This is a genomic window from Acidobacteriota bacterium, assembly GCA_030949985.1.
Classification (GTDB): Bacteria; Acidobacteriota; Polarisedimenticolia; order J045; family J045; genus JALTMS01.
In genome coordinates, this window is sequence record JAUZRX010000081.1 from 17,323 (window position 1) to 33,143 (window position 15,821).

The window sequence follows — 15,821 nt, forward strand, 5'->3', positions numbered from 1 at the left end:
GCATGCGGGGGGCGGGCACGCAACGAGAGGAGTCTGCATGCAGGAGTCTTCGGTCCCCCCGCGCCGTTTTCCTGGACCCCGCACCTGGCTGCCCGCCCTCGGCATCCTTTGCGTCCTCGTCACGCCGCCCGCGCCTCCGCCGGCGGCGGCAGAAGCCGTCGTCAGTCCGTCGATCGCCGGGATCCTCCAACACCTCACCGGCGTCGGGGCATACACCCCAAGCGACGCCATCGCACTGGTGGTTCCCGATCGGGCGGACCGGGGCGAGCGGGTCCCCGTCACCGTCCACGTCCGGGACCGGGCCGTCGACGCCCTGTTCGTCTTCGTGGAAAGCGCCGCCGAGCCCCTCGCGCTGCACCTGTGGCTGACTGATGGGGTGACGCCGCGGATCGTCACCCGGGTACGCCTGTGCAGGACCGGCCGCGTCGTCGCCGTGGCGCAGACGGCCGAGGGGCTGATCGGAACCGCGCGCACGGTCTACCTGGGGGCCCGGGCCCGGTGTGCGCCAGCGGCCGAGGTCGTCGACGGGGGCGGCACGCTGCAGGTCCGCACCCGGGTGCGCAGCCGCCGCGGACGCGTCCGCTTGCGCACCCGGGTCGCGCCGCCACCGCCCCCCGGCACCCGCCTGGCGAGCCTCTCCCTCCATCACGGGGACGAGGCGATCTTCCAGATGCAGGCGGGCGCCTCACTGGCCGCCACGGCGCCCCTCGAACTCTCGTTCACCACAGCGCCGAGCGCCTACCTGCACCTGCGCTGGACGGACAACCACCAGCGCTCCGGTGAACACTCGCTCCACCTGCCCTGAGCCCGTCAGGAATCCCGCAGCACGTTGAGGTGATCACGGTAGCGGGAGCGGATCGCGATGAAGTCCCGGTGTTCGAGGTTGAGTTCGCGGGAGATGTTCCGGATCTCGTTGTCCTCGACCACCGAGATCCCCCCCTCGGCGGCCGAGACCGCGAAAAGGCAGTCGAGCAAGGCCAGCTTTTGCTCCCGAGTGGCCATGCGCTCGAATTCCCGGGTGACGGAAAAGTTCTCCCGACCGCCGAAGAGAATATTCTGGCTCTTGGCCATCTGTACGACGATCACCGCCTGCTCGAGGGGCAGTCCGCCCCGTTCGTGTACCAGGCGCTCCATTTCGCGGGTCTCGTCCTCGCCGATCTCGTTGTCGGCATGGGCCACCCGGCCCAGCAGCCAGGCGAAACAGGCGATGAAGCGGGCGCGCCGGGGTTCGAGCTTGTCGAGGGCGTCGACGATGCGCCGCACTGCGGTGACCCGGGCCGGATCTCCTTCCATGGCCGTGCGATCGAACCCGAGAAAAGACAGCAGAGACATCGGTCACCTCGTTTCGGGCACCACCTCACCACGATCGCCGGCGTCCCGCAAACGGCTCAGGGCTGAATCGATTCCACCCGGTAGAAGTACAGGGCAGGCGTCGGGGCCGCCGCGTCCACGTCGGTGAAGCTCTCGAGTACGGGCCGGCCCACGGTGGAAAAAGGCCCCTGGGCGGCGGTCGAGCGCTGCACCCGATACCCCAGCTCCGGATCCCGCCCCCCCGCGGCGGAGGGCGGATCCCAGCTCACTTCGATGTGACCTCCGGGAGCACGGGCCAGGCGCACTGTCGCGCCCACGGCATCCGGCGCGGGGTCGGCGGCGATGGACCAGGGCTGGCAGTCGAGGGATATCCCCGTCAGCGTCAGATCGTCGAGACCGCCCTCCACCACGTCCTCGCCGCCGGCGTCCTCCACGAGAAAGCGCACCGAGGTGGTGGCCGAAGGCGTCATCAGGTCGGACAGGACGATCCGCCGACGTCGCCAGCGGTTCTCCGTGGCGGTGATCTCCTCCACCAGGGTCCAGTCGGTTCCGTCGGCGCTGGCCTCCACCAGGTAGCGATCCTCGCCGCCGGCGTCGGCCCCGTAGAACCAGCGATGGAAGACCAGTTCCAGCTCCCCGTGGACCGAGGCGTCCACGGCAGGAGAGGTGAGCACGGTCCGGCCGGCGTCCACGTCCGCCGCCAGGGGATCGGTGGGACCGTTACCGCTGACCCAGGCCACCGTCCCGGGATCGGCGCTGTGGTCCTGGCCGGGATTGGCGGCGGTCCCCCCGTGCAGCGTGCCCACCGGGACCTGGCGCACCCAGGCCCCCGCCGTGGCCGTGCCCGAGACGGTGAAACCCGCCGCCTGCTCGAACTCCGTGGCGATCAAGTCCTCCCGGGTCTCCGTTCCCACCGGCACGAACACCGCCTCGATCCGTCGCCGACCGCCCTCCCGCACCTCCACCTCCAGGCGCACCCGCCTCGCACAGGTGCCCGGCCCGAACTCCGCGGAGAGATGCGGCGCGACGGTGGAAGCCGTGGCCTGGGGGCCGATGGCTCCGATCCACTGGTAGCCGTCCCGCACCTGGACTTCCGAGCCGGCCCCCAGCAGCACCTCCACATCGGTCAGGGTGGACGAAGAGGTGTTGGCCACTTCGACGCGCAGCCGGTCGATCTCGCCCTCGTCGGCCGCCCCATCGCCATCGCCCCGGGGCGGACCGGGGTCGATCACCTCCACCACCCGCACCTCGAGGGGCGGCCCCAGGGCCGAGGTCGCCGCGAGAGCATCGGGGAACCCGGCACCGAAGCGGTTGTCGCGACCTGCCGGCCCCTTGTCGACGGCGGTCTCGAGCAGGGCCCGCGCCACCTCGGCGGGGCTCGCCCCGGGGACGGCCTGCAGCATCAGGGCCGCGATCCCGGCGACCCGCGGCGCCGCGGCGGAGGTGCCCCCGTAGGAAACGTAACCCCCTCCGAGGGCCGTCGTCGTGGAGTTGTCGCCGGGGGCGACCAGGTCCGGTTTGCCCAGGCCCGGAGAGCCGTCCCAGGTGGGATAGTCCCGGTACCCGGGGGGCATGTCGAAGGGGTAGGAGGCATCCCGGTGGGCCTTGATGTCGGTCCACTCGGACGGCCCGTGGGCCGAGGTGACCGCGATGGACAGGGAGCGGGCGTCCACGTTGCCCACCGCCAGTACGCTGGCCAGCCCTTCCTGCGGCGTCTGCTCGGGGTGATGCCACGGCGGCGGGCAGTTGGCCGGCGCCGCCACGTTGTAGGGGACCGGTTCGGCGTCCAGGGCAGCCCCGGTGTTGCCGGCGCTGTTGACGTGCAGCACCCCCGCGGCCAGTTCCACTTCCGCCTGACGGCGCCACGAGGCGTAGTCGGGCGAGAAGGACCACTTCCAGGAAGAGGACTGGCTGATGATCGCCGCGCCGTTGTCCACGGCGTACTGGCTGGCCTCCCACATGGCCGATTGAGTCGAGCCTCTCCGCAACACCATCAGCGTCGCGTCGGGCGCGACACCGGTCTGCTTGCCGGCACTGCCGTCGCCCGCGATCAGGCCGGCGCTCTTGGTGCCGTGACCGGAAAGATCGGAGGGATCGTTGTCGTTCGAAGAAAAATTCCAGCCCCGGTCGTCGTCCACGTAACCGTTGCCGTCGTCGTCGATGCCGTTGCCGGGGATCTCGTCCTCGTTGACCCACAGGTGGTCCGCCAGGTCGGGATGGGAAAAGTCGACGCCGGTGTCGATCAGCGCGACGACGACGCCCCGACCGGTCAGTCCCCGATCCCAAACCTCCGGCACCCGCAGGGCGACCAGGGGGGGTTCGGGAGGCACGCCGCGATTGGGGCCTTCACCCTGATCGTCGATCTCGGCGTCGCCGCGGGGGGGGTCGGCGAACACCGCCTCCACCGTCGGCAGGGCGGCGACTTCCCGCCAGGCGCCGTCGTCGGCGTGGGCGCAGACCACGGAAGGCCCCCACAGGACCCGGACGTTCTCCGCCCCGGCCGCCGCCAGGCGCGCCAGCACGTCCCGCGCGGCGAGCGCCGTCTCCCGGCGCAGGTCGTCCACCAGGCGGCGCCGCATCTCACCCGCCGGCAGGTCTTGCCAGCGCCGCACCCTCTCGAGCGGGCGGATCGCCCGCACCAGGCGCGCACAGCGCGGCTCGAACGCGGCGGGCGCCGCCGGCGACGGCACCGACCCCGCCACCAGCGACAGGACGGCCGCCGCCAGCAGGGGCATGCCCCGCGGCATCCGTGATGCGCCTGTCCGGCCCTGGCTCTTCATCGGCGGTTCCCGGCTCCTTCTCCTGCTCCTGTCTTGGAATACGGCGCCCGGCCAGCGCGAGCAAGTCGCCCGCGGCGCCCCCGCGACCGGCGCCCACCCCCGGGGGGGGTAGAATGCCGCATCCAGGAGGAGAGCCCTCGATGACACGAGCCGGCAAGCTGGCCCTGCTTTTGATCGCCTTGACCATCGCCCTGGCCATGGTCGCCATGGTGGGAATCGTAGCCTTCCTGTCGGGCGGGGGCATGCCCACCGGGCCACGCCCGGTACTCGCCGTCTCCCTCGGCGGGCCGCTCCCTGAAAACCGGGCCCGCGGACCGCTCGAGGGGTTCTTCGGCGAGGGGGGCCCCAGTCTGCGAGAAATCCTGGAAGGCATCGACCAGGCGCGGAAGGACCCGAAAATCCAGGGACTGCTGGTGGAGGTCGACTCGGCTCCCGGCTGGGCCCAGGCCGAAGAGCTGCGCAAAGCCATCGAGGCCTTCTCCGCCGACGGCAAGTGGTCGGTCGCCTTCACCGAGAACGCCGGCTCGGCGGGAGCCTACCTGCTCGCCACGGCCTGCCAGGAGGTGGTGCTCGCGCCGCCGGGTGAAGTGGGCCTCTACGGCCTGCGCGCCGAAACGCCCTTCCTGCGCGGCCTGTTCGACAAGCTGCACATCCTGCCCCAGATGGCCCAGCGCAAAGAATTCAAGAACGCCGCCGACGTCTACATGCGCCGCGACTACAGTCCGGCCCACCGCCAGGCGATGAACAGCCTGCTGGGGGCGATCTTCGGCGACCTGGTGGACAGTATCGCCGGGGCGCGGGGGCTGACTCCCGAGCGGGTGCGGGAGCTGGTCGACCAGGGCCCCTTCCTCGCCAACGAAGCCCTCGAGGCCTCGCTGGTCGACCGCCTGGCCTACAAGGACGAAGTGCTCAGCTCGATCCGCGCCCGGGTCGGAAGGGACAAGCCCTTCATTCGTGTCGAAGACTACATCCGCCGCCACCGGGCCCACCGGAGCCGGGGCGCGGGCATCGCCCTGATCTACGCCGTGGGCACCATCGCCCGAGGCGAATCCGAGCAGCGGCCCCTGGGCGACACGATGATGGGCTCGAAGACCATCATCCGCGCCCTGCGCGAGGCGCGGGAGGACGACAGCATCAAGGCCGTGGTGCTGCGCATCGACAGCCCGGGTGGATCCTACGTGGCCTCCGACCTGATGCGCCGGGAGATCGTCCTGACCCGGCAGAAAAAGCCGGTGATCGCCAGCATGGGCAACGTGGCGGCTTCCGGCGGCTATTTCATCGCCATGCAGACCGACCATATCCTGGCCGACCGGGCCACGATCACGGGCTCGATCGGTGTGCTCTCCGGCAAGCTGGTGACGGGCCGGTTCTGGGACGACATCACGGGCATCCATTTCTCGGGCATCCAGATCGGCGAGAACGCCGACATGTATTCGAGCCTCGAACCCTTCGACGAGCAGGGCTGGAAACGACTCAACGCGATCCTGGACGCGATCTACGCCGACTTCGTCGGCAAGGCCGCGGAGGGACGCTCGATGACCTACGACCAGCTCGAGCCCCTGGCCCACGGTCGGGTCTGGACCGGCTCCCAGGCCTTCGAGCGTGGCCTGGTGGACGAGATCGGAGGCCTGGGCCGAGCGCTCGAAATCGCCGCCGAGCGCGGGGGCTTTGCCGAAGGCCAGTCGTACCGCCTGCTGGTCCTGCCCCGCCCGCCGGGCTTTTTCGACATGCTGCGCCAGCGCCGGGGCCTCGTGCTGGCCTCCGAGCTTCCCGCCTCCCTCACCGACCTGGCACGGGTCATGCGCCTGCTGCAAAGCACCTCGGGCGATTGCTACCTCTACGCGGCCGACCTGCCCCGAATCCGCTGACCGACGGACGATGAAGCCGACCTTCCCGCTGGAACTTCCCGACGGCCCATGCAGCGATCGGCCGCCGCGGCCCCGTGCGCACGGGCCCGGGCGCGAGGGCCCGGGGGTCGGCCAGGAGCCCGGAACCCCCGTACCCGTCTCCCCCGAAAAGCCGCGCGGGGCCGGACGACCGGGGGAGGCCCGACCATGAAACGCCTGCGCGTGGGAGTTTCCACCTTCCTCGAGACCCGCCCTCTGAGTTGGGGGCTGGACCTGCCCCCCTGGAACGAGCGCTTCGCGGTGACGTCCTTCGAGGATCCCCGCCAGGCGGCCGGCGCCCTCGATGCCGGCTCGCTGGACCTGGCGCTGCTGCCCCCGGACCTGCTGGCCCCCCGCGCCGGGCGGCTGGAAATCGTTCCGGGCCTGGCCGTGACCTCCCGCGGAGGCTGCGGCGTCGCACGCCTGCTCTACCAGCCGCCCCTCGGTCGGATCGGAACCGTGGGTTCTTCCTGCCCCGGGCACGGCGCCGAATCGCTGCTGGCCCTGCTCTTCGCCGCCAGCGGCAGGACGGTCACCTTCGACGAAACGTCCCGGCAGGCGCGGCTGGTCACCCTCGGGTCGGGGGAAGAGCCGCCGGGAGCAGACCACCGGGTTCTCGACCTGTCCACGGCCTGGTGGGAACTGACGGGTCTGCCCATGGTCTGGTGGACCTGGGCCGCACGACCGGCGGTGGTGACCCGTGACGTCTACGGCATCCTGCACAACGCCCGGACGCGGGGCCGCCACGACCTCCAGCGCCATCTCCGGCAGTGGCTGCCCCACAAGCCGGAACAGCACCAGTCCGTGGCCACGACCTTCGAAGAAAAGATACGGCTGCGGCTGGGCAACGACGAGATGGCCTCCCTCCGGCGGTTGTGGCAGGAACTCGAAAGCCTGGCCCTGGTACCCGTTGCCGGTGCACCGCGACTGCTGTCCTTCGGCAAGAGGGGACTCTGCGGTCCCGCTCCGGGCAGCGGGAATGCTTCCCGACCGCGAAATTGAACAAACCAAGTTTTACTCAAAGCTTGCGCCGACCGAGAAACCCGCGGCAGCGCCCTTCCATCCCGCCCCCAACAGCAGTATGCTCTGTGATTGGAAGCGGAGACTCTCCCGACATGGCTCCCGACGCGGGGCGAGACGCACTCCCGGCACCACGGCGGGGCCGTCGCAGCGAAGGGTCTTCCGGGAGGGGAAATGCCGCACGTGGATCCGGGCGAACCCGACGCCCGGCGGCGGATCATCGACTGTTACCTGCACGATGTGCGGAGACAGTGCCCGGCTGCCGCAAGGCCCGGTCGCCGCGGCGAGCAGCCGGCCGCTGAGACCCAAGCCGGAAATCCGGTCCGCGACCTGGTCGAGCCTCACCTTTTCTACGTGGTGAAGGTGGCCGGCGAATACAGCTCCAAGAACATCGCTTTCGAAGACCTGCTGGCCGAAGGCAACCTGGGGCTCGTCGAGGCCGCCCACCGTTTCGACCCCCGGCGGGGGGTGCAGTTCCTGACCTACGCCACGTGGTGGATCCGCAAACGGATTCTCGAGTTTCTCTCCCGGGAAAGCTCGTGCGTGCGCCTGACGCGCTATGCGCGCGAGCAGCGCAAAGAAGTCGAACAGGCCCGCGAGAAACTGCGGGGCACCCTGGGCCGGGAACCCGATCTCACCGAACTCGCCACAGAGACCGGCCTGGACGAAAAAGCGGTGACCCTGCGCAGCATGAAAGAGCCCCGGGTGCTCTCCCTCGAGCGCCCCGCGGACGACACCGGCAACCGCCTGGGAGACCTGCTGCCCGACCATGAGAGTCGGCCCGACCCCGAACAGCGCCTGGTCGATGCGCGTCTGCGGGACAGGGTCCGTCACGAGGTCGAAAAACTACCGCCTACCGAAAGGTGGATCGTCTGCAATCGCTTTCAGCTCACCGAACAGACTCCGCTCACGCTCCAGGAGATCGGCAATCGCCTGGGACTCAGCCGTGAGCGTGCGCGCCAGATCGAGCAACGAGCGCTGGCCCGGCTGCGGCGTCGCCTGCGAGCCGCCCTGGACCCCCCGGGCTAGTTGCCGACATCGAGCGGCGCGAGACGGCGACGAGCGTTGCCGGGGCACTGTCGGCCCCGGGGCGGGATGGTGCACACGGCGGCAGCTTCGAAGGCATGGCTCTCCGTGACTTCACTTTCCTTCTGACAGGAGGTCCCCATGGAACCCATCTCCGGCAACACTCCGGCGACCACGGATCCGGTCTGCGGCATGCCGGTCCCGCCGGCTTCCGCATTTCACTTCAAACACGACGGCCGTGCCTATCGCTTCTGTTCCGAGCACTGCCAGCAGAAATTCCAGCACGACCCCCAGGCCTTCACCGGGGCCGCCCGGCCGCCCCGCGGGGGGCACCCCCACGGGACACACGACCACCACGGCGAGCACCGCAGCCCGACTCGGGCAGGCCGACCCGCATCCGCCTACACCTGCCCGATGCATCCGGAGATCGTACGGGACACCCCCGGTGAATGCCCGATCTGCGGCATGGCTCTCGAACCCCTCACAGCCACCGCCGGCAGCGAAGACACCCATCCCGAACTCCGGGATCTCACTCGCAGGCTCTGGGGCAGCACCCTCCTGGCCACCCCCGTCTTCGTGCTCGCCATGGTCGCCGACCTGGCCCCCGGGTGGCTCCCGGAGGCGCTCTCCATGCACACGGTGCAGTGGATCGAGTTCGTACTGGCCACGCCGGTGGTCCTCTGGGGAGGATGGCCGTTCTTCGTCAAGGGCTGGCGCTCGGTGGTGACATGGAACCTCAACATGTTCACCCTGATCGGCCTGGGGGTGGGCGTAGCCTGGATCGACTCGGTGGTCGCCCTGCTGGCGCCGGATCTCTTCCCGCCGCTGATGCGCACGGAAGACGGCCGCGTCGCGGTCTACTTCGAAGCGGCCGCCGTCATCACCGCCCTGGTCCTCCTCGGCCAGGTGCTCGAACTGCGGGCTCGCTCCCGCACCAACGCGGCGATCAAGATGCTCCTCGGCCTGGCCCCCAACACCGCCCGCATCGTGCGGGAGGATGGCGGCGAGGAAGACATTCCTCTCGAGAGGGTCCACCCCGGAGACGTGCTCCGGGTGCGTCCGGGCGAGAAGGTGCCTGTGGATGGCGTGGTGGTGGAAGGGGAGAGCAGTATCGACGAATCGATGGTCACCGGTGAACCGATGCCTGTACACAAGGGGGCCGGCGACCCCCTGATCGGCGCCACCGTCAACGGCACCGGCAGCCTCCTGATGCGGGCCGAAAAGGTGGGTGCGGACACCCTGCTGGCCCAGATCGTCGACATGGTCGCCCAGGCCCAACGCTCGAGGGCACCGATCCAGAAACTGGCGGACACGGTGGCGGGCTTCTTCGTCCCCGCCGTGGTGCTCGTCGCCCTGGTCACCCTGGTGGTGTGGGGCCTGTGGGGCCCGGAACCGCGCCTGGCCCACGCCATCGTCAACGCCGTCGCGGTGTTGATCATCGCCTGTCCCTGCGCCCTGGGCCTGGCCACACCGATCTCCATCATGGTCGGTACCGGGCGGGGCGCGCTGGCCGGCGTGCTGATCAAGAACGCCGAGGCCCTCGAGATCATGGAAAAGGTCGACACCCTGGTGGTGGACAAGACCGGCACGCTCACCCGGGGACAACCCGAACTGGTGGCCGTCGAAACCTCGGGTGAGATCACCGAGTCACAGGCCCTTTCCCTGGCCGCCAGCCTCGAGCGCTCGAGTGAGCACCCCCTCGCAGAGGCCATCGTGCGCGGCGCTCTCGAGCGCGGCGCGGTCATGACCCGGGTCGAAGACTTCGAATCGATCACCGGCAAAGGTGTGGTGGGTACGGTTTCCGAAACTCGGGTGGCCCTGGGCAACCTGGCCCTCCTCGAGAGCCTGGGCATCGATGCCGGCCCGCTTCCGGCCCGGGCCGACGCTCGCCGCAGCGAGGGGGAAACCGTCGTCTTCCTGGCGGTCGACGACCGGGTCGCAGGCCTGCTCGCCGTGGCCGACCCGATCAAGGCATCCACCCCGGAGGCCCTTGCGGCCCTCCACGAGGAGGGCATCGAAGTCGTGATGCTCACCGGCGACAGCCGCAAGACCGCCGAGGCGGTGGCCCGGCGCCTGGGCATCGACCGCGTGGAAGCGGAAGTCCTGCCCGATCAGAAAGCGGCGGTCGTCTCGCAGCTCCAGCAGCAAGGCCGCGTCGTCGCGATGGCGGGTGACGGCATCAACGACGCCCCCGCCCTGGCCCAGGCCCACGTGGGCGTGGCGATGGGAACGGGCGCGGACGTGGCCATGGAAAGCGCGGGGGTCACGCTGGTCCGGGGCGATCTGCGGGGCATCGTCCGCGCGCGACGGCTGAGCCGCGCGACCATGCGCAACATCCGCCAGAACCTCTTTTTCGCCTTCATCTACAACTCGGCGGGCGTCCCGGTGGCCGCCGGGGTGCTCTACCCCTTTTTCGGGGTGCTGCTTTCGCCGATCCTCGCGGCGGCGGCGATGAGCGTCTCCTCGGTGTCGGTGATCGCCAACGCCCTCCGGCTGCGCCGGGTCAAGCTCTGACCGGTCCGCTTGCCCCGGCGCGCCGGCCGCGGTATCCAAGGGGACGATGCTCTCCTTCTGGTACCAGGAAATCGTCGGCGGCGCGATCTTCGTGCTGGGCCTGGCGCTGGCCTGGCGCGGTGGCGAACTGGGATTGAACCGGGCCGGCCGCGGCCGGCTGGCGGTGCTGCTGGGTGGTCTGCTGGCCCTGGCCGCGCTGCAAGGCGCCTTCGAGTGGGCGGCGGCCAGGTGATCGACGGCCTGGACCTGGGCGTCCTGATCGCCTACTTCGTGTTGATCATCGGCTTCGGAGCCTGGGCCGCCCGTCACAGTCGCGGGCTGACGGATTTCCTGCTCGGCGGCCAACGCTTCGCGTGGTGGCTGGTGGCCTTCTCCTGCGTGGCCACCGTGGTCGGCTCCTATTCCTTCGTCAAGTACTCGGCGGCCGGCTTCCGCTTCGGCCTGAGTTCCTCCCAGACCTACCTCAACGACTGGTTCTGGATGCCCCTCTGGCTCTTCGGCTGGCTGCCCCTGGTCTACTACGGGCGCATCACCTCCGTCCCGGAGTACTTCGGCCGGCGCTTCGGCCCCGTCGTCCGGCAGGTGGCCATGGCCTTGCTGCTGCTGTACCTGCTGGGCTACCTGGGCATCAACTTCCTGACCATGGGCACCGCTCTCGAAGCCATGGTGGGCTGGCCGCTGCTGGCCTCGGCCGCGGGCGCCGCCCTGGTCTGCGGGGTCTACACCTCCCACGGCGGTCAGACGGCCGTGATCTTCACCGACCTGCTCCAGGGGGCGCTGCTGATCGCCGCGGGCGTGGGTCTCTTCCTGGCGGGCATCGCCGCCGTCGGCGGCCCCGGTCCCTTCTGGGACGGACTGGGCCCCGGCGGGCGCCACGCCCTGGCCGCCTTCAATACGCCCCCCGACTTCAACTTCGTGGGTATCTTCTGGCAGGACGGATGCGCCGGGGGCATCGCCTTCTATTTCATCAACCAGGGCATCCTGCTGCGCTTTCTGTCGGCCCGCAGCCTGGGCCACGCGCGCAAGGCCGCGGTGGTGGTCCTGCTGGTGCTGATGCCGCTGGCGGCGGTGGCCGTCTCGGGTGCCGGCTGGATCGGCCGGGTCATGGTCAGCCAGGGTACGCTCCCCGAGACCACGGCGGCGGCGGGCATCTTCGTCACCGTCGCCGAGCGCGTGCTGCCCGCCGGTCTTTTCGGCCTGGTCGTCGCCGCCCTGGTCGCCGCACTGATGTCCACCGCCGACACCCTGATCAACGCCATCGCCACGATCAGCGTGGTGGACCTCTGGCGTCCCTGGCACGCCCGGCACGGCCGACGCCCCGACGACGGACGCGCCCTTGTCGCCGCCCGCTGGGCCTCGGCCCTGGCCACCGTGGCGGGACTCGCCCTGGTCCCGCTCTTTGCCTCGTTCCGTTCGATCTACCGGGCCCACGGGACCTTCACCGCCGCAATCACACCGCCACTGGCCGTCGCCCTGCTGCTGGCCTTCTGCTGGAAGCGCGTCAGTCCGCGGGCCGTGCTGCTGGTGATGCTCGGCGGGGTGACGCTGATCGCCGCTTCTTTCATCTGGCCGGGCCTGGTCGTTCCCTTCGCCCATGGCATCGACCTGGAAGCGGGAGCCAAGTCCTACAGTTACATCCGCGCCCTCTACGGACTGGTGGTCTGCCTGCTTCTGGGAGTGGCGGGCACCCTGCTCTGGCCGGCGAAGCGCGTCCCCCCGGGCCACCTGACCCTCGGACCCGTGACAGAAAAAATGCGCGTTTTCAAAAGCGGCCGGCCACCCCGCCCCGGGCCGGGCCCACGACTCGTGCTGAAGCTGACCGACGGCGGCGACGAAGACGAAGCGGTGCGGCTTCACCCCGCGGACGCCCGGCGCCTCGACGTCGAAGACGGCGACCTGCTGGCCATCTGCGAAGCCCACTGGCTGCGGGGCGGCTTCCAGGCCTTCGGCGCGCCGGTGGCCATCAGCCCCGAGACGACGCCCGGCACGTTGCGCGCCCCCGACGCCCCCCTCGCCCGGCTGCGGCTGGCCCCCGGCAGGCGGGTGGCCGTACGCCGGGAACTCTGACTCCAGGCGGCTTGCCATATCCCCGTTACGGTCATATGCTCTATCCGCCCACCCCGCGAATATCGAGGACAGGCACCATGGCCAACAGAAACCACCGAGGGCCGGCCGAGCTGGGACCGGCGACAGGACGCCGTCGCGGACCCTGCGGACGGGGAGCCACCCATCGCCACGGGCAGGAGCAAGACCATGCACCGGGCTGTCGGCGAGGCCTCGGCATGGGGCCGCGCTGGATCGAACATCTCCCTCCGAACGAACAGCGCCACTGGCTCGAACAGCGTCGAGCCATGATCGACCAGCGGCTGGCGGAGTTGCCCCCCGTGCCGGAAAACGATGGATCGGAACCGTCATGAGCGAGCAGCGGGCCTTCCAGGACGACTATCCCGATGACTTCAACCACTGCTACGGTTGCGGCCAGCTCAACCCGGAAGGTCTGCGCATCCGCACCTACTGGGACGGAGAGACCACCCTGACGCGCTACACGCCGCGGGCCTGCCACACCGCCATTCCCGGCTACGTCTACGGCGGTCTGATCGCCTCGCTGATCGACTGCCATGGCACCGCCAGCGCCGCCGCGGCAGCCTGTCGCCGGGACGGCCGACCGATGGATGCGTCCCCGCGGCAGCGCTTCGTCACCGCCAGCCTGAAGGTGGACTACCTGCGCCCGACGCCCCTCGGCCCCGAACTGGAGTTGCGTGGCCGCATCACCGACCTCGGCCGGCGCCGCATCACGGTGGAGGTCGAGCTCAGCGCCGCCGGTCGCGTCACCGCCCGCGGCACGGTGGTCGCCGCCGCGCTACCCGAGAACTGGGGCCGGGGCGGAACGCACCGGAAAGATTGACCGCCGCCGGAAGCGGCGGCCTCGGCCGATCCGGATCAACGCACCAGCATCAGGCCGATGCGGACCTGCGAGGCCCGCTTGCGATCGTAGTCCAGCAGGCTCTCACCCCAGCCGGCGAAATACTGGACGTGGAGGTAGGAGTCGAAACGACCGGAGAAGAGCCGGTCGAGGGGGTAGCTGGCATGGATCTCGATGCTGCCGTAGGCGCGGCGTGAGCCCTTGCGCCCGATCACCGAAAAACCCCAGCTGTCCTGCTTTTCCACCTTCAGCAACACCTCGGCCCAACCCCGGTAGTCTGCGATGTCCGGGTTGTCGCTCAGGTCGCCCACGTAGAGCCAGAACTTGGGCGCCAGGGTCCAGACGTAGCCCCGCGTCTCGCCCCAGGCCAGCAGGGGCCGCACGAAAACCGTGTTGACGCTGCGCGAAGCCTCCGCCGAACGGCCGTTGGACTCGTGTTCGAGCCCCGCCTGGATCCCGCAGCGCCGCGCCCCCAACCAGTGCCGACCGAGATCGGAGCGGAAGAAGAAAAGACTCGGCCGGTAGGAAGTGTCGCGAAAGGGCGCCGACTCGGAGCCGATGTCCCACAGGGAGGTCTGGGTGTAGCCGAAGTAGAGGTGGGCCGCCAGGGCATCGCCCGCCGCCCCCCCGTCGGCGCCGACGAAGCGATAGCGGAAGCTGAGCTGAAAGCGCGCGTTGGCCGATTCCCGCCACCCCACCGAGAAGTACATCGGCTCGTTGAGGGAGAACTTCCTCGCATATCGGGCGGGCAGGGGGCTTTCGGTGGTTTCCCCCGAGTTCACGTCGGCCGCCGCCGGCGGGATGACGAGCACGCACAATGCGATCACAATGGCCAGACGCGTCATCCGGAGCCCTCGACGATGGTGGGCCGCCACGACGCCGGCCCACGGCATGATAGCCCTCAGCGGAGAAAGCGGCTTGTCTTCCTCGCCTCTTCCGGACTCACTGGCCCGCTGGCTCGACCGGCCCTTCGAGGGCTGCCCCTGCGGCCGCGTCCACCGGGTGCCGATCACTCGCCTGGGATGGGGGGCGGGACTGATCGACGCCGTCGCGGAGTTCCTCCCCCCGCCCGCCGCCGCCGGAAACCTGTTGCTGATCTCCGACCCCGACACCTGGCAGGCCGCCGGCGGGACAGTGGCGCGAACCCTGCGGGCCGCGGGGCACACCCTCGCCGAACAGCACCTGCCCGCCGCCCCCCACGCCGACGACGCCACCGTGGCCCACCTGCTGGACACGCTGCCCACGGAGCCGGGCTGGGTGATCGCCGTCGGCTCGGGCACGATAGGCGACCTGGGCAAGGTGATCGCCGCCCGCACCGGGGCCCGGCAGTGCACTGTCGCCACGGCCGCCTCCATGAACGGCTACGCCTCGTCCATCGCGGCCCTCACCGAGCGCGGCCTGAAGGTGACGCGGCCGGTGGCGCCTCCCGCGGTGATCGTGGTCGATACCCGGGTGCTGGCCGCGGCGCCGCCGCAGCTGGGAGCCGCGGGTTTCGGGGACCTGCTCAGCAAGCCCCTTTCCAGCGCCGACTGGCTGCTCGCCCACTGGCTGCTGGACGAACCCCTCTGCCCGACGGCGCTCTCCCTGGCGGACCAGGCGGTGCAGCAGGCCCGCCGCCATGCCGCCGGCCTGCCCCGGGGCGACCCCGCCGCCCACGGCGCCCTGATCGAGGCGCTGCTGCTGTCGGGGATCTCGATGTCCATCGCCGGGGCTTCCTCGCCGGCTTCGGGGGGCGAACACCTGCTCTCGCACTACCTGGACATCAGCGCCGAGGCCTGGGCCCGCCCCAGCCGCCTCCACGGAGAGCAGGTCGCGGTGGGGACCCTGGTCTGCCGCCGCCTCTACGCCTACCTCCGCAGCGCCGGGCCGCCGCAGGGCCCCGCCGGCGCCGAAGAAGACGACACCACCCTGCGCCGCCTCCACGGGCACCTGTCCCCGGGCGCTCTGGCCGCCTTGCTCGACGAAGCCCGCGCCGCCCGCCGACGCCGGCCCGACCGCCGGGCCCGCGTCGCCCGCCTGCAGCGGGATTGGCGTGCCCTCTGGCGCACCCTCGACACCCAGCTCCAGCCCGCCGGCGACCTCGAGCGGGACCTCGAGGCCGCCGGCTGTCCGACCCGTTTCTCCCAGATCGACGTGGATCCCTCCCGCGCCCGGCGACTCCTCGCGCGGGCCCGGCACATGCGCAGCCGCTACACGGTGCTCGACCTGGCCGCCGACATGGGACTCCTCGAGCCCTTCATCGCCCGGGAGTGCGGCGGCGGCCCGGAAGACCCGCCCCCGTCCTGATCCGCGCCCCGTCCCGCGCGAGAGCGGGGACACCGCGCCACCCGGTCGACCGGGCGATGTCGCAAGGCCGACGGA

At 70.6% G+C, this 15,821-nt stretch carries 13 protein-coding genes; 10 read left to right on the top strand and 3 right to left on the bottom strand.

From position 1 onward, the window contains the following. The first annotated feature begins 37 nt into the window (after window positions 1-37). Window positions 38-805 carry a thiosulfate oxidation carrier protein SoxY gene (locus tag Q9Q40_13955; GenBank protein MDQ7008320.1) on the top strand — a complete coding sequence of 256 codons (768 nt, stop codon included), beginning with the start codon at window positions 38-40 and terminating at the stop codon, window positions 803-805. A gap of 5 nt (window positions 806-810) precedes the next feature. Here Q9Q40_13955 and Q9Q40_13960 read toward each other — a convergent pair whose 3' ends face one another. Then, a complete protein-coding gene (locus tag Q9Q40_13960; GenBank protein ID MDQ7008321.1) occupies window positions 811-1,332 on the bottom strand; it encodes a TerB family tellurite resistance protein in 522 nt (173 codons plus the stop codon). A gap of 56 nt (window positions 1,333-1,388) precedes the next feature. Beyond that, window positions 1,389-4,091, bottom strand: coding sequence for a S8 family serine peptidase (locus Q9Q40_13965; protein MDQ7008322.1), 2,703 nt, complete (start codon window positions 4,089-4,091; stop codon window positions 1,389-1,391). Between the two features lie 140 nt (window positions 4,092-4,231). Between Q9Q40_13965 and sppA the strand changes: the two genes are divergently transcribed. The 8 genes from sppA (at window position 4,232) to Q9Q40_14005 (ending at window position 13,442) form a co-directional block, all read left to right on the top strand. After that, window positions 4,232-5,959 (top strand): signal peptide peptidase SppA, encoded by a 1,728-nt coding sequence (gene sppA / locus Q9Q40_13970; protein MDQ7008323.1) that lies wholly within the window; start codon window positions 4,232-4,234, stop codon window positions 5,957-5,959. Window positions 5,960-6,145: 186 nt separating this feature from the next. Continuing rightward, a complete protein-coding gene (locus Q9Q40_13975; protein MDQ7008324.1) occupies window positions 6,146-6,979 on the top strand; it encodes an MqnA/MqnD/SBP family protein in 834 nt (277 codons plus the stop codon). Between the two features lie 192 nt (window positions 6,980-7,171). Continuing rightward, a complete protein-coding gene (locus Q9Q40_13980) occupies window positions 7,172-8,026 on the top strand; it encodes a sigma-70 family RNA polymerase sigma factor (protein ID MDQ7008325.1) in 855 nt (284 codons plus the stop codon). A 138-nt stretch (window positions 8,027-8,164) separates the two neighbouring features. Next, window positions 8,165-10,537, top strand: a complete 2,373-nt coding sequence (locus Q9Q40_13985; GenBank protein ID MDQ7008326.1) for a heavy metal translocating P-type ATPase — start codon at window positions 8,165-8,167, stop codon at window positions 10,535-10,537. 46 nt (window positions 10,538-10,583) lie between these two features. After that, window positions 10,584-10,769: a hypothetical protein gene (locus Q9Q40_13990; protein MDQ7008327.1), complete on the top strand. Its 186-nt coding sequence runs from the start codon at window positions 10,584-10,586 to the stop codon at window positions 10,767-10,769. Continuing rightward, window positions 10,751-12,604 (top strand): sodium/solute symporter, encoded by a 1,854-nt coding sequence (locus Q9Q40_13995; GenBank protein ID MDQ7008328.1) that lies wholly within the window; start codon window positions 10,751-10,753, stop codon window positions 12,602-12,604. The genes Q9Q40_13990 and Q9Q40_13995 overlap by 19 nt, the downstream gene beginning before the upstream one ends. A gap of 215 nt (window positions 12,605-12,819) precedes the next feature. After that, window positions 12,820-12,954: a hypothetical protein gene (locus tag Q9Q40_14000; GenBank protein MDQ7008329.1), complete on the top strand. Its 135-nt coding sequence runs from the start codon at window positions 12,820-12,822 to the stop codon at window positions 12,952-12,954. After that, the gene (locus tag Q9Q40_14005; protein ID MDQ7008330.1) at window positions 12,951-13,442 is read left to right on the top strand and encodes a PaaI family thioesterase; all 492 of its coding nucleotides are present in this window, start codon (window positions 12,951-12,953) and stop codon (window positions 13,440-13,442) included. The genes Q9Q40_14000 and Q9Q40_14005 overlap by 4 nt, the downstream gene beginning before the upstream one ends. Before the next feature lie 35 nt (window positions 13,443-13,477). Here Q9Q40_14005 and Q9Q40_14010 read toward each other — a convergent pair whose 3' ends face one another. Continuing rightward, window positions 13,478-14,305, bottom strand: a complete 828-nt coding sequence (locus tag Q9Q40_14010; protein ID MDQ7008331.1) for a phospholipase A — start codon at window positions 14,303-14,305, stop codon at window positions 13,478-13,480. A 73-nt stretch (window positions 14,306-14,378) separates the two neighbouring features. Here Q9Q40_14010 and Q9Q40_14015 point away from each other — a divergent pair, with 73 nt between their 5' ends. Then, on the top strand, window positions 14,379-15,746 hold the full coding sequence (locus tag Q9Q40_14015) for an iron-containing alcohol dehydrogenase (protein ID MDQ7008332.1): 1,368 nt from the start codon (window positions 14,379-14,381) through the stop codon (window positions 15,744-15,746). The last annotated feature ends 75 nt before the right edge of the window (window positions 15,747-15,821 follow it).